Source organism: Streptomyces sp. NBC_01317, assembly GCF_035961655.1.
In the GTDB taxonomy this organism is placed as follows: domain Bacteria; phylum Actinomycetota; class Actinomycetes; order Streptomycetales; family Streptomycetaceae; genus Streptomyces.
In genome coordinates this window covers 5,536,275-5,549,901 of the sequence record NZ_CP108393.1, presented here as the reverse complement: position 1 = coordinate 5,549,901, position 13,627 = coordinate 5,536,275, and the positions used below count along the sequence as shown (strand labels likewise).

The following is a 13,627-nucleotide window of genomic DNA, read 5'->3' as shown; positions in this document are numbered from 1 at the left end:
TCCGTTTCTCGGGCGGCCCGGGCCGGGAGGCCGGCTCAGAGCAGGAAGTCGGCGAGGCCGTTCTTCGCCCCTTCGACAAAACCCGCCATGGCGGCGACGGTGCAGATCAGGGCGGGACCCGTGGGGTCCGAGGACTGACGGACCGCGACGCGCCCGCCGTCCACCCGCTTGGCCTCCACGCAACTGCCCCCGTTGGGACCGCTCCAGGGCCGCTCCCAACCCTCGTCCCCCAGTGAGTCGGCCGGCATGCCGTTGAATATGTCCCGCATCATCAGAACTCCTTGCGTATTCCTTGGAGAAAGTCTCTTGTTCCGTCCACGCCGGAGGCCCGGACCGCCATGTTGTCCAGGACTTCCAGATAGGCGGCGACGTCGGGGCGCTGGTCCATATAGACCGCGCCGGTGAGATTCTCGGTGTAGACGATGTCCGGCAGATCGGGGAGATCGAACCGGAAGAGATGGAACGGCCCGAACGCGCCGAGATGCGGACCGATCGAGAACGGCATGATCTGGAGCGTCACATTCGGCCGGGACGCCAACTCGATCAGCCGGTCGATCTGCCCGCGCATGACGTCCACTCCCCCGACGGGCCTGCGCAACACCGCCTCCTCCATGAGGATCCAGAGAATCGGCGCGTCGGCTTTGGTGAGCAACTGCTGGCGTTTGGCCCGCAGTGCCACGCGCCGTTCCAGCTCGGTGGGATTGCGGTGCACACCGGCGCTCAGCACGGCGCGGGCATACTCCTCCGTCTGCAACAGCCCGGGGACGTAGTGCGGTTCGTACGTCCTGATCAGGCGGGCCTCGTCCTCCAGGCTGACGTAGGCGCTGAACCAGCTGGGCAGGGCGTCGCGGTAACGGTGCCACCACCCGGGCTTGTTGGCCGCCTTGACCAGCTCGACAAATTCCTCGGCCTCCGCCGCCACCACTCCGTACGCCGCCAGGAGCAGTCGGACATAGGGGAGTTTGAGGCCCACTTCGGAATTTTCCATCCGCCGGACGGTGAGTGGGGTCACGTCCAGGATTTCGGCCGCCGCCTCGCGGGACACCCGGGCTTTCTCACGCAGAGCACCGAGTCGCTTACCGAGAAGCATACGCAGGACCGTGGGAGCGGTTCCCGTACGGGAGTCACTCACGTGCCGCCTCCTGACGCCGACTCATTGGGCCGATTCTGGCAGGTGGGCCGGGCTCGAACCAGTGTGGTCGGGCGCATTCTGAAATTATCAGAGCGATCAGTTGCGAGTGGATAGTCTCAGCCCGCATAGTGAGCGCGTGACGCGGACCACGGATCGACTCACCCGTCCCCGACTCCGTTCGGCTGCCCGCCCGGTGACGGCGGGTCATACCGCCCGGGTCACCCTCCCCATGGACCGCGCCTCGGCGTGACCATCGGAGTCCGCTGACCGACGCCACGGGGGGCCGGTCAGCGGACTCTGCTGTACGGGGAGTACGGGATACGCGGGACGTACGGGGAGTACTCCGGGGGCGCCGCCAGGGCTCAGGAGAGCGTCGCGCTGACCACGAGGACGAAAGCGGCCACGGAGAACAGCGTGCGGACGCGGTGGAACGCGTTCCAGCGCCCCTCGAAGGCGAGGCGCGCCGCACGGACCGGCGACGGGGACGACTCCAGCTGGTTGTTGAGCGGTACGTTGCCGCCGATGGTCACCAGGTGATTGATCACCGCGCACACCAGTCCGGCCACCAGCAGCCACTTCTGTGTGTCCGAGCGGCCGTCGACGGGGACGGCCAGCGCCGCCGACGGGAAGCCCACGATGGCGAAGAAGGTCAGCAGGAAGACCGGGCGCGGCACGTACTGGTTGACCCGGCGCATGGCGGGGACGAACTGCTCGTCCGTCAGCGTGCCCAGGGCGGGCATGATGCCGGTCTGGAAGATCAGGAAGTAGCCCGCGAACAGACCGGTGGATATCGCGGAGAGCGCGAGCAGCAAGGTGGCCATGACGGACATCATGGCGCAGGAAACGGTCGCGCCGGCACGGTTCTTGAGCACTTTTCGAAGACGCGGGCATGCCACTGGCATGGAGTCGCCACTCTCTGAACTGGCACTTGTCACGGAGCGCAATCATGTGCGTACATGGAGTGGCGTACGGCTCCGAGGGGATGCGGGGGTGGTCAGCCGTGGCGGAGGTCTCAGGTGCGGTTCTCAATCGGTCCGCGCTGTCGCTGGCGCAGTCGAAGGGGATAGTGACAAGGAGCATCACGCAGACGGGCACGACGGGCGTGATGGGCGTGGCAGGCATGTCCGCAGGGATGGACCCGCTCCGGACGCCGGGCCGGCCGGTCCGGGGGATACGGGAAGTGACGGCCACGCTCACGGCGTTGGTGCGGTCGGCCCGCCGGGAGTTCCTGATCTTCGACGATCCGGGGAGCTGTCTGGGGCAGGGGATTCCCGAGCAGTTCCTCGATTTCGCCGACTCCTGCGTACGGGCGGCGGGCGAGCGGCTCCCGCAGGGCGGCGGGCCCGGCGGAAGGGCCGGAGGCAGGTCCGGGGGCCGCGCGCCGGCGCGGGCTCCCGCGATCACCGTGCGGCGGATCGTGCCGAGGCAGGGCCTGGCGGGGCTGCCGTTGCCGACGCCGTGGCCGCTGCCGGGGCGGGCCAGACAGACGGACTCCATCCCGTTCAAGATGATCCTGGTGGACCGCGCGGTGGCCGCCGTCCCCCTCGATCTCCAACTGCACTACAACGGCGTGCTGCTGATCCGTGACCCCGTGATCGTCCAGGCCCTGGTCCGTACGCACCAGCTGTGGTGGGAGACCGGTGAGGAACTGCCCACCGACCCGCTCTCGGTGTCGGCCCCGGGTGTGCTGCCCGAGTCGTTACGGCCGGTGCTGGAGGCCCTCCTGGCGGGCCTCACGGACGAGGCGGCGGCAACCCGGCTGGGCATGTCGGGCCGTACGTACAGCAGGCGGGTGTGCGACCTGCTCACCGCCCTCGGCACGACGAGCCGCTTCCGGGCGGGCGCGGAAGCGGCTCGTCGGGGGTGGATCTGATGGGGTGGGTGGATCTGATGTCGCGGCCGGAACCGATGTCGTGGCTGAGTCCGGACCGCGTCCTACGACACGACGTCCTTGCGGGAGAAGCCGCGGAAGGCCAGGGCGAACAGCACCACGGCGTACGTCACCGAGATCGCCGTGCCCTTGAGCATGCCGCCCCACTCCAGTTGCGGCTGGAGCGCGTCGGCCCAGGCGAACTGCCAGTGGGCGGGCAGGAAGTCCCGCCAGGACCCGAGCGCGGTCACGGCGTCCAGCACGTTGCCGATGATCGTGAGCCCCACCGCGCCGCCGACCGCACCCAGGGGGGCGTCGGTCTTCGTCGACAGCCAGAAGGCGAGCGCGGCCGTGACCAGTTGGGAGACGAAGATGAACGCGACCACCAGCGCCAGCCTCGGCACGGTGTCACCGGCTGCCAGGGAGCCACCGGCCGGCAGCTCCAACGGCCCCCACCCGTAGGCCACCGTGCCCGCCGCCAGGCCGACCAGCGGGAGCAGCGCCATCGCCGCCGCGCTCATCGTCAGCGCGACCACGAGCTTGCTCCAGAGCAGCCGGGCCCGGGGCACGGGCGCGGCGAGGAGATAGCGCAACGAGGACCAGCTGGCCTCGGAGGCGACGGTGTCGCCGTGGAAGAGCGCGACGGGCACCACGAGCAGGAAGCCCGCCGAGACGAAGAGACAGGTGGCGGCGAAGTTGGCGCCGGAGGCGGTCGCTGTGTCCATCAGGTTCAGCCGGCCGCCGCCGTCCCCGTCGCTGTCGCCGCCGGGGGTGCCCCCGATGGCGAACGCGATGATCAGGACAAACGGAAGGAGGCCGAGGATGGCACCCATCACCAGGGTGCGCCGCCGCTTGAGCTGGCGCAGCGCTTCGACGCGCAGCGGCAGCGTGTGGCGGGACCGGTAGCCGGGGGCCGATTCGGTGGCCGGCTCCCCCACAGGACTGACAGGCCCGCCAGGCCCGGCGGCTCCCGCGGCCGGTTCGGTCAGCGCGCTCATGCGGAGCCTCCTGAGATCAGGGTGAGGAACGCGTCCTCCAGGCGGCGGTGCGGTCCGACGCCCGTCAGCGGCACGTCGAGCCGGACCAGTTCGGTGATGAGCGCGCCCGTCGACAGCGTCCCGCCGAGGGCGACCAGCAGTCCGTCGTCCGTCCGGACGGTGGAGCCGACCCCCGCCAGGGCGGCGATCTTCTCCAGGACGGGTTCGGACACGGGCTCGGCGGTGGTGACGAGGAGGGTGTCGCCGGAGCCGGTGATCTCCGCGACCGGACCGGCCTGGATCAGCCGGCCCTGGTGCATGACCACCAGATGCGTGCAGGACTGTTCGACCTCGGAGAGGAGGTGGCTGGAGACGATGACCGTCCTGCCGCCCGCCGCGTACCTGATCATCACGTCCCTCATCTCCCGGATCTGGGGCGGGTCGAGACCGTTGGTCGGCTCGTCCAGGATCAGGAGGTCCGGCATACCGAGCATGGCCTGCGCGATGGCGAGCCGCTGCCGCATGCCCTGCGAGTAGGTGCGTACGGCACGGGCGAGCGCGTCCCCGAGTCCGGCGATCTTCAAGGCCTCCTCGATGTGTGAGTCCTCGCCGGGGCGGCCGGTCGCCTGCCAGTACAGCTCCAGGTTGGCCCGGCCCGACAGGTGCGGCAGGAAGCCCGCGCCCTCGACGAACGAGCCGACCCGCGAGAGCACCGGGGCGCCCGGCCGGATCGCGTGGCCGAACACCCGGATCTCACCGGCGTCCGGGGCGATGAGTCCCATCAGCATGCGCAGGGTGGTGGTCTTGCCGGCGCCGTTCGGGCCCAGCAGACCGAGCACCTGCCCCTTTTCGACCTGGAAGGAGAGATCACGGACGGCATAGCGGTCGGCGGACCTGGCGTAGCGCTTGGTCAGGCCGGTGATCTGGAGGGGCACCTGGGCGAGCGCCGGGTCGGGCGCGGGCGCGTGGGTGCGGCGCCTGGCGGTGAGCAGGAGGGCGGCGGCGATCAGTACGCCGATGGCCGGGAGTCCCCAGACCCACCAGGGCAGCGTGGTCGCCGCGGTGGTGAGGCCGGGCACGGTCGGGACGGTCAGCGGGCTGTCCACGGAGACCCGGTAGGTGGCGGGGACGACCGGGGAGGCGTAGCCGAGGTCGGTGGCGGCGAGGACGACCCGGAGCCGGTGACCGGCGTCCACCTCGTGGTCGACGGCGGGCATGGTCAGTTCGACGGCCTTGCCCTGCCGGGCGCCCTCGACCTTGACCGGTGCGACGAGTTGGGAGGGCAGGACCTGCTGTCTGCCGTCGGGGCCGACGTCGTACACCTTGCCGAAGAGCACGGCGTCGCCTGTGTCGGAGGTGACGGTGACCCGGACGGTCGGGGAGCCGGTGATCCGCAGCGCCTCGGCGAGCGGCCGGGAGTCGAAGCTCGCGTACTGCCCGGGGAAGTCGAGGGAGAGCCCGACCCCGAGCGACGACAGCTGGGAGAGTCCGCCGCCGAGACCGGGGACGGCGGAGATGGCGGGCGGGCTGGCGCCGGGCGGGTTGGCGAAGGTCTTGGTGCCGCCGCTCAGCGGCACGTCGGTGCCGCCGCTCCCCAGGCCCGGGTAGCGTGCGCCGTTCGCGCCGCGCAACAGGGCCTGGCCGTCGGTGGAGTCGACGCCGCCGGTCCGGCTGACGCGGAAGGCGGGTCCGGTGTCGGCGTTCTTGTCGTCCTTGAGGTAGCGGTCGAACCACGACGTGATCCGGCTCTCCACCCGTCCGGTCTCCGGGTCGCCGCCGTCGTGGCCGCCCTGCTTCCAGTCGACGTCGACAGGTGCGCCGTTGGCGCTGATCGCCTTCGCCATCGCGTCGGCCTGGCCGAGGGGGAAGAGCGAGTCGCTCTGTCCCTGGACGATCAGCGCGGGCACGTCGATGCGGTCGCCGACGGCGGAGGGGCTGCGCTGCTCCAGCATCGTGCGGGCGGCGGCGTCCGGGGTGCCGGAGACCGCGACCCGCTGGTACATGTCACACAGCTGCTTCTCGTAGGTGGCGCAGCCCCCGCCGCCGACGGAGAAGAAGATCCCGGCCCAGAGCTTTTTGAAGACCCCGTCGGGGAAGAGGGCGTCGGCGAGGTTCCAGTAGGTGATCTGAGGGGCGATCGCGTCGACCCGCTTGTCGTAGCCGGCGGCGAGCAGCGAGACCGCTCCGCCGTACGACTGTCCGGTGATCCCGACCCGTGGATCGCCCGCCTTGTCGAGTTCCACCTCCGGCCGCTTGGCAAGCCAGTCGATCATCCGGGACACGTCCTTGACCTCGCGGTCGGGGTCGTTGAGCCCGATCTTGCCGGTGGACTTCCCGAAGCCGCGCGCGGACCAGGTCAGCACGGCGTACCCGTCCCGGGCGAGTTTCTCCGCCTGGGCCCGTACGTCGTCCTTGCTGCCGCCGAAGCCGTGCCCGATCAGCACGGCGGGCCTGCGCCCGGTGCCGGAGGTGAAGTACGAGGTGTCGATCGTGGCGCCGGGCATGTCCATCGTCCGGTCCTGCCGGCGCACGGTGGGCGCGTCGTCGGACGCGACGGCGGTCCAGGTGCCGGCGCCGACCAGCACCAGAGCGGCGGCCGCGCCCGCGAGCCATCGTGCACGCGGCCGGGGCCCGCGGCGTGGGGGTGGGGTCTCCATATCTGAACCCTAAGCGGGCCCTGGGCCGTACGACGCTGACACCGGGCTGAACCGGGCGGCATCCTCCGGTAGTACGCGGACCGGCCGCCGTACACCAGCCGTGGTAGTCCGCGCTCTCCTCCGGGGGCCGGCGCGCGGCGAAATCAAGCCCGTCCGGCGCGCGGCCAAAATAAGCCCGTCCGGCGATTGAGGACATCAGTAACTCGCGCCGCGCACAGTGGCGCGCAAACAGCGGCCGATATTGGCGTCTTGTGCGCCCCCAGGCCACACGAGACGCTGACGCCCATCCCCACCTCGCACGCCACGCACCGCGCACCGCGTGCGTACCGCACCCCGCACCCCGTACTTGCCCGCAATCCGGACAACGAAAGGTCAGGTGCACGACAATGGCATCTTCTGTCCGCCGCCTCGGCGCGCTGATCCCCGTGATCGCCCTCGCCGCCGGGCTCCAGTTCGCCGCGGCCCCCACCGCGCAGAGCGCGCCCACCGGCGAGGTTCGTCTCGCCGCCGCCGGTACGGCCGTCGAGAACAGCTGGATCGTCATCCTCAAGGACGGTTCCACCAGCGCCGCCGATCTGGGCGCCACCCCGCAGCACGTCTACCGCACCGCCCTCAAGGGCTTCTCCACGACGATGTCCACGGCCGCCGCGCGGAAGCTGGCCGCCGACCCCCGGGTGTCGTACGTCGAGCAGAACGCGACCGTCCGCCTCAACGCCACGCAGGCGAACCCGACCTGGGGCCTCGACCGCGTCGACCAGCGTGACCTGCCGCTGTCGGCGTCGTACACGTACAACACGACGGCGTCGAACGTGAACGCGTACATCATCGACACCGGGATCCGCACTTCGCACGCCGAGTTCGGCGGCCGGGCGTCGGTCGGTACGGACACCGTCGGCGGCGGTCAGAACGGCCAGGACTGCCAGGGCCACGGCACACACGTCGCGGGTACGGTCGGCGGTGGTACGTACGGGGTCGCGAAGGGCGTCAAGCTCATCGCCGTACGGGTCCTGAACTGCCAGGGGTCCGGTACGACGGCCGGGGTCGCCGCCGGCATCGACTGGGTGACGGCCAACGCCGTCAAGCCCGCCATCGCCAACATGAGCCTGGGCGGCGGCGCGGACACCGTCCTCGACAACGCGGTGCGGAGGTCGATCGCCAGCGGCATCACGTACGCCATCGCCGCGGGCAACGGCAACGCGGTCGGCACCCCGCAGAACGCGTGCAACTACTCGCCGGCCCGGGTCGCGGAGGCGATCACCGTGGGCGCGACGGACAGCACCGACCGGCGGGCGTCGTTCTCGAACTTCGGTACGTGCCTGGACCTGTTCGCGCCGGGCGTGAGCATCACGTCGGCCTGGCGGACCAGCGACACCGCCACGAACACGATCTCCGGCACGTCGATGGCCACCCCGCACACCGCCGGGGTGGGCGCGCTGTACCTGGCGACGCACCCGACGGCGACCCCGCAGCAGGTCAGGGACGCGCTGGTGGCCGGCGCGACGAACAACAAGGTCATCAACCCGGGCACGGGCTCCCCGAACAAGCTGCTGTACTCGCTGTTCTGAGCCCGTTCCGCCTGAGTACTGACACCTCGCCGCGGAGTGCCCGTCCATCGGGCACTCCGCGGTCCTGGTCAGGCGACCGATCCCGGCGCGCGGAGACCGGTAGCGGCGGTCACGGTGACGGGCGACGGTTCGTACGCGCGGGACCAGCGGTTCGCGATCACCGAGCAGACCGCGAGCTGGAGTTGGTGGTAGAGCATCAGCGGCAGGATCACGAGCCCGGCCGATCCCCCGAACAGCACCGCCGCCATGGGCAGTCCCGTCGCCAGGCTCTTGTTGGAGCCGCAGAACACGACGGTGACGCGGTCCTCCCGGCTGAACCCGAGACGGCGTGCGGCGAAGGACGTGGTGGCGAGCGCCACCGCCAAGAGGAGTCCGGTCAGACAGAACAGCGCGATCAGCCGGCCAGGGGTCACCTGGTGCCAGATCCCTTGCGCCATGCCCCTGCTGAAAGCTGTGTAGACCACAAGGAGGATCACTCCCCGGTCCAGGAGGCCGAGCGACTTCTTGTGGCGCGCGATGAACGCGCCGATCCAGCGGCGTACCAACTGGCCTGCCAGGAAGGGCAGGAGGAGCTGGCTGCCGATGGACAGCAGCCCGTGGTGCGAGAACCCGACCTCCGAGCCGACCAGCCAGGCGGCCAGCAGCGGGGTGGCGATCATCCCGAACAGACTGGAGTACGTGCCGGCGCAGACGGCGGCCGGGACGTTGCCGCGCGCCGTGGAGGTCAGCGTGATCGACGACTGGATGGTCGAGGGGACCACACAGAGGAAGAGCAGACCGATGTAGAGCCGCTCGGTGAGCAGGTGGGGGACGAGGAATCCCGCGGCCAACCCCAGGAGAGGAAAGAGCACGAAGGTGCTCGCGCCGACCGTGAGGTGGAGCTTCCACTGCCGCAGACCGTCCACCACCTCGCGGGTGGAGAGCCTGGCTCCGTAGAGGAAGAACAGCAGGGCGATGGCGATGTCCGCCGTGCCCTCGGCGAGCGTGGCGCCCCGGCCGGTCGCGGGCAGGAGCACCGCCAGCCCGACCGTACCGAGGAGTGCCACGACGTACGGGTCGACCGCCCTGGGCACGCGTCGCTTCCAGGAGGGGCGCGGGGGTGGGGCCACGGGCGTCGTCTCCATCTCACTCACTCTCACTCACTGCCCTCGCCCTGCCAGGGCGGATGCCCGACCGCGACGGCGTCGGGTCCTGACACCTCACGGGCCTCCACGTCGATGGCGCCGCCGCCCCCGTCGTGGTCGCTGCCCGCCGTGCCCTTGCTGTGGAGCAGGGTGTTGAAGGTCCGGTCGATCTCCAGGACCGAGTCCCGGGACGAGTTGTCGACCACCAGCAGCCCGATGGTCTGGCCGGGGCGCGCCCGGTCCTCCGACTCGTCATCGTCGTCATCGCCGTCGTCGAGGGCATGCGCGACGGGAGGGGGCATCGTGTCGTCCGTGGCGTGCGCGGCGACCGCGCCGCCGTACAGCAGGCTCGCGGCCGCCACGACGAGAAGCCCGGTGGAACGTAATTGATTCACTGGGCGGGGACCGGTGCGCGGTGTTCGTGGTGCCTGCTGATGTTCTTCTCCAGCAGTTCCGTGGCCGCCTTGACCCCGACGGCGCCGGTGTGCGCCATGGCGGGCAGTCGCCCGTCGGCCGCTTTCAGTTCGAGCAGCGCGCTGTCGATCGCGCTGTGCGCGGCGAAAAGGCACGGGGTGCTGTAAATGGCCACGTCGACGTGGAGATCCGTGAGTTCGGTCAGCGAAAGGCGGGGTGACTTCCCTCCCGCGATCTGGTTGAACAGGAGAGGTTTCGAGCCGACGACCTCGCGAATGCGGCTGATCCATTCGATGCTGCGTACGCCGTCGACCAGGACAACATCCGCGTCCGTCTCGGCGAGTGCGGCGGCGCGGCGGATGATCTCGGATTCCTCGGTGGCGTCGGTACGCGCGACGACCAGCAGGTCCCGCCTGCTCTGCAACACCAGATCGAGCTTCTCCAGGTACTCCTCCAGCGGCAGGATCTGCTTGCCGTCCGCGTGTCCGCACCTCCGGGGTCTCTTCTGGTCCTCCAGGATGACCCCCGACGCCCCGGCCCGCTCCAGGCGTTGCACCACGTGGCAGGCCACTTCGGGGTCCACGTAACCGTCGTCGATGTCAACGAGCAGGTGATGCGTGGGGAAGGCCAGGCGCAGCCGCTCGGTGAACTCCACCATGTCGGGCCAGGCGATGAATCCGATGTCGGGCAGCCCGTAGTGCGAGGCGGCGAACCCGAATCCGGAGACGAAGAATCCGTCGTAGTGCTGGGCCGCGATGGAGGCCGAATACATGTCGTAGATGCCGATGAGGGGCGTGGTGCCCGGCGCTTGGACGGCGGCTCGTAAATCGGTTCCGTACTGCATGCGCACTCCTCGGTAAAGAACTCGGCCGCGGGTCGGCCGACGTTCTGATCTCAAATGTTCCAGAGACTCAAGGAATAGTAAAACCAAACGCGAATGCAGCACCCGTTTGAAGAGACGAAGCAGGTCAGAGCCATATCTCAGAATTTCCGACGACACTACGAACCGCTACGGAAGTTTCGTTTCTCTGCCACGCGGAATGGGGCGTGAAGAATATTATCCGCGATGCGCCGTCACGACAAAAGAAGCTCCGTGGCGACGGATCTCTCGTACGGGTACGGGGTCTCCGCCGGCAACAGCGAGGCGGCGGAGTCCAGTTCGCCCGCGCGCACGTGTTCGTGCACGCGGTGGGCCAGCGGGGTCACGTCCGTGACGGCCACGGTCCACTCGTCCGCGTACTTCCGGGCCGCGTCCCCCGAGAGCCCGAGCTGGAGCGAGCGGTACGGCAGCGCGGTGAGCCGCAGATCCCGCTCCGGGTCCCACTGCACGCGAGCGGGCGCCCGCTTCAACTCCCGCTTCCAGGAGGCCTGATCGGCGTGCACGCCCCGGGTGTAGTGCGACAGACACGCGTGCCGCAACGCCCAGTCGAACCCGTCCCGCGAGATCTCGACGGCGAGAACGGTCTCCTGCCCCTCCTTGAGCCCCCACCCGCAGCGGTACATCATCCAGAGGAACGAGGGCTTGATCCATGTCATCCGGTCCCGCTTCCACACGTCGGGAAACCGCCCGTCCCGCGCGGCGGGCAGTCCGATGGCCGGCGGATACGCCTGGTACACGGTGATCGTCTCAGCGGTGTGCAGCGCGCGGATCTGGCGCGTCGGTGTCGCGGTCACAGGTCCCCGTCCTTGTGCGGCAACGCATCGCGCAGGGTCAACCTGCGCCGTGGCCGGTCGATTTCGGTGACGACGACCGTGACGTCCTCACCAGCCTGAAAGGCCTGCTCCCTCGTTCCCGCGAGCGACCGGGGGAGATCCCGAAGATGGACCAGTCCCTCGATGCCGTCGGCGACCCGGACGAAGACGCCGAACGGGACGACCTTGGTGACCTGCCCGTGCAGCCTGCGGCCCACCGGGGTCGCTTCGGCGAACGCCGCGAAGGGATCCGGCCGCATCGCTTTCAAGGACAGCCTCGCCTCTCCGTTCCAGTCGTCGAACTGGAGGAATTCACAGGAGACTTGCTGTCCGACCCGAACGACGTCCGATACGGCTTCCACGCGCCGCCAGGACAGTTCGGGGATCGTGATGAAGCCGACGCCGGGGAAGACGGGGTGGTCGGGGCCGTCGTCCAGCGACACGAACACGCCGAAGCGCTCGATCGCGGCGACGGTGCCGGTAAGGATCTCACCGCGCTGACGTGAGGTCAGGAACGCCCAGAGTTCCGGGTTCTCGGTGGCGGTCATCGCCAGCCGGACCCGACCCCGGTCCAGGTCAACGGCTGTCACCGCAGCGGTGATCCGCCGGCCGACCGTCACGGCCGTAGCCGCGTTCCAGCGCCAGGAGATGTCCGCCGGCCGGACGCTCCCCAGCGGGCGCGCGGCGAATCCGTCCAGGACCACCGCCAGCCCGTCCGACCGCGTGATCTCTGCGACGGTCCCACTACAGAGGTCACCGACGCGGATCTCAGCCAGAAAGTCCCGCGTAGCCCGATCCCCTGACGCCGCCCCCATGCCGTCCACCGTCTCATGGGCGGCCCGGTGATGGCGTGGTCGGGCTAGGACAGTTCCTCACCCTTGAGCGCCCCGACGAAAGAGGCCCACGCCGGGGCGGGAAAGGCGAGTGCGGGGCCGTGGGGGTTCTTGGAGTCGCGGACGGGAACGTGCGCGTATCCGTCCGCGACTTCCAGGCAGTTGCCATTGCCGCCGCCGCTGAAGCTGGACTTGCGCCAGTGCTCACTGTCGATCATGTTCGTATTCCTTTGCTACGGCCCTGGGCAGGGCGAGCGACTACGACAGGTCACCGCCCTTGAGGGCGGCGATAAAGGAGGTCCAGGCCGGAGCCGCGAAGGCAAGTGCGGGGCCTTGGGGGTTCTTGGAATCGCGGACAGGGACGTGCGCGTATCCGTCGGCCACTTCCAAGCACTCGCCCTGCGGGCTTTCCCCACCGCTGTAGCTGGACTTCCGCCACCGCTCACTGCTGATCATGTTCATGCTCCTCTGCTGCGTTTCTGATGAGAGTGAGGGACTCTTTGTGCGACAACGCATCGCCCAGGGCCAGATCGTAGGAAGCCTGACACTGACTGACCAGGGCCGGGTCGTCAATCAGGTTTCCGGACATGAGCCCCTCGGCGTAGGCGACCGGCGGAGCGTCATCGAAGCTCATCAAGTACAGCATGCCGCCCAACAGGGCATGTTCTCCCGCCTTGAAAGGCAGGATGTGCAGCCGCACGCGTCCGCGCTCCCCCATGTCCGCAATCTTGCGGAGCTGTTCAGCCATCACACGTGGACCGCCGACTTGCCGCCGGATCGCCGCCTCATCCAACAGCGTCCAGGCCACCGGACCTGACGGGCTGTCAAGGAGCCGGGCACGGGTCATGCGGGTGACAACACTCTCGTCAACCTCCTCGGGTCGGTGATTGGGGCGGTACGCACGGAACAGCGCACGCGCGTACGCCTCCGTCTGGAGGAGGCCCGGGATCAGCGAGTGTCCGTACTGGCGGATCTCCGCGGCATGGCGCTCCAGCTCCGCCACCGCTGCGAAGTAATCAACGAACTTCGGGTCCAGGTCGCCCAGCCACCGCAGGAAATACCCGTCCGTCCCCAGCGCCTGGTCCAGGCGCCTCGCGTCCTCCGGGTTGGGTAAGCGGCGGCCCGCCTCGAAGTGGCTGATCAGCGTGGGCGAGCACACCACCACCTCGCTCAGCGCCTCCTGCGTCAGGCCCGCCGCCAGGCGGCGCAGTCTCAGTTCTTCGCCGTACTTCTCCCTGAGCGTCCGCGACTTCCGTGCCTCCGGCATGGGACCAGCTCCTCACTTGAAACGCGTGCTGTCAGGCGAAATCACCTAGAAGCGTAGCGAGTCAAGCTCCAGGCTGTGAGCGAATCATCACATTCA

Annotated in this window: 15 protein-coding genes; 2 read left to right on the top strand and 13 right to left on the bottom strand. The window is 69.4% G+C overall.

Translation table 11 applies throughout. The annotated features are described in order from the left end of the window. Positions 1-35 precede the first annotated feature (35 nt). From OG349_RS24130 to OG349_RS24120, 3 genes are all read right to left on the bottom strand, one after another. Positions 36-272: a DUF397 domain-containing protein gene (locus OG349_RS24130; protein ID WP_161308020.1), complete on the bottom strand. Its 237-nt coding sequence runs from the start codon at positions 270-272 to the stop codon at positions 36-38. Then, the gene (locus OG349_RS24125) at positions 272-1,132 is read right to left on the bottom strand and encodes a helix-turn-helix domain-containing protein (protein WP_327236585.1); all 861 of its coding nucleotides are present in this window, start codon (positions 1,130-1,132) and stop codon (positions 272-274) included. Before OG349_RS24125 ends, OG349_RS24130 begins: the two co-directional genes overlap by 1 nt. A 362-nt stretch (positions 1,133-1,494) precedes the next feature. Further along, complete coding sequence (locus tag OG349_RS24120) at positions 1,495-1,953, bottom strand: anthrone oxygenase family protein (protein WP_327236584.1); 459 nt, start codon at positions 1,951-1,953, stop codon at positions 1,495-1,497. A 359-nt stretch (positions 1,954-2,312) separates the two neighbouring features. Between OG349_RS24120 and OG349_RS24115 the strand changes: the two genes are divergently transcribed. Continuing rightward, a complete protein-coding gene (locus OG349_RS24115; protein ID WP_327236583.1) occupies positions 2,313-3,005 on the top strand; it encodes a DNA-binding response regulator in 693 nt (230 codons plus the stop codon). Between the two features lie 62 nt (positions 3,006-3,067). On the opposite strand, the gene OG349_RS24110 is transcribed toward OG349_RS24115, so the two are convergent. Both OG349_RS24110 and OG349_RS24105 read right to left on the bottom strand, forming a co-directional pair. Further along, positions 3,068-4,000 carry an ABC transporter permease gene (locus OG349_RS24110; protein WP_327236582.1) on the bottom strand — a complete coding sequence of 311 codons (933 nt, stop codon included), beginning with the start codon at positions 3,998-4,000 and terminating at the stop codon, positions 3,068-3,070. Then, the gene (locus tag OG349_RS24105) at positions 3,997-6,636 is read right to left on the bottom strand and encodes an alpha/beta fold hydrolase (protein WP_327236581.1); all 2,640 of its coding nucleotides are present in this window, start codon (positions 6,634-6,636) and stop codon (positions 3,997-3,999) included. The genes OG349_RS24110 and OG349_RS24105 overlap by 4 nt, the downstream gene beginning before the upstream one ends. Before the next feature lie 386 nt (positions 6,637-7,022). Here OG349_RS24105 and OG349_RS24100 point away from each other — a divergent pair, with 386 nt between their 5' ends. Further along, a complete protein-coding gene (locus OG349_RS24100) occupies positions 7,023-8,201 on the top strand; it encodes a S8 family peptidase (protein WP_327236580.1) in 1,179 nt (392 codons plus the stop codon). 68 nt (positions 8,202-8,269) lie between these two features. Here OG349_RS24100 and OG349_RS24095 read toward each other — a convergent pair whose 3' ends face one another. The 8 genes from OG349_RS24095 to OG349_RS24060 all read right to left on the bottom strand — a co-directional run bounded on the left by OG349_RS24095 (position 8,270) and on the right by OG349_RS24060 (position 13,531). Next, on the bottom strand, positions 8,270-9,325 hold the full coding sequence (locus OG349_RS24095) for a bile acid:sodium symporter family protein (RefSeq protein WP_327236579.1): 1,056 nt from the start codon (positions 9,323-9,325) through the stop codon (positions 8,270-8,272). 11 nt (positions 9,326-9,336) lie between these two features. Next, positions 9,337-9,687, bottom strand: a complete 351-nt coding sequence (locus tag OG349_RS24090; protein WP_327236578.1) for a hypothetical protein — start codon at positions 9,685-9,687, stop codon at positions 9,337-9,339. A 29-nt stretch (positions 9,688-9,716) separates the two neighbouring features. Next, complete coding sequence (locus OG349_RS24085) at positions 9,717-10,583, bottom strand: isocitrate lyase/PEP mutase family protein (protein WP_327236577.1); 867 nt, start codon at positions 10,581-10,583, stop codon at positions 9,717-9,719. 230 nt (positions 10,584-10,813) lie between these two features. Then, positions 10,814-11,413 carry a DUF4291 domain-containing protein gene (locus tag OG349_RS24080; protein ID WP_327236576.1) on the bottom strand — a complete coding sequence of 200 codons (600 nt, stop codon included), beginning with the start codon at positions 11,411-11,413 and terminating at the stop codon, positions 10,814-10,816. Then, the gene (locus OG349_RS24075) at positions 11,410-12,246 is read right to left on the bottom strand and encodes a S1 RNA-binding domain-containing protein (RefSeq protein WP_327236575.1); all 837 of its coding nucleotides are present in this window, start codon (positions 12,244-12,246) and stop codon (positions 11,410-11,412) included. The genes OG349_RS24080 and OG349_RS24075 overlap by 4 nt, the downstream gene beginning before the upstream one ends. A gap of 44 nt (positions 12,247-12,290) precedes the next feature. Further along, positions 12,291-12,482 carry a DUF397 domain-containing protein gene (locus OG349_RS24070; protein WP_327236574.1) on the bottom strand — a complete coding sequence of 64 codons (192 nt, stop codon included), beginning with the start codon at positions 12,480-12,482 and terminating at the stop codon, positions 12,291-12,293. A 40-nt stretch (positions 12,483-12,522) separates the two neighbouring features. Then, positions 12,523-12,720, bottom strand: a complete 198-nt coding sequence (locus OG349_RS24065; protein ID WP_442806302.1) for a DUF397 domain-containing protein — start codon at positions 12,718-12,720, stop codon at positions 12,523-12,525. Beyond that, complete coding sequence (locus tag OG349_RS24060) at positions 12,707-13,531, bottom strand: helix-turn-helix domain-containing protein (RefSeq protein ID WP_327236572.1); 825 nt, start codon at positions 13,529-13,531, stop codon at positions 12,707-12,709. Before OG349_RS24060 ends, OG349_RS24065 begins: the two co-directional genes overlap by 14 nt. Between the last annotated feature and the right edge of the window lie 96 nt (positions 13,532-13,627).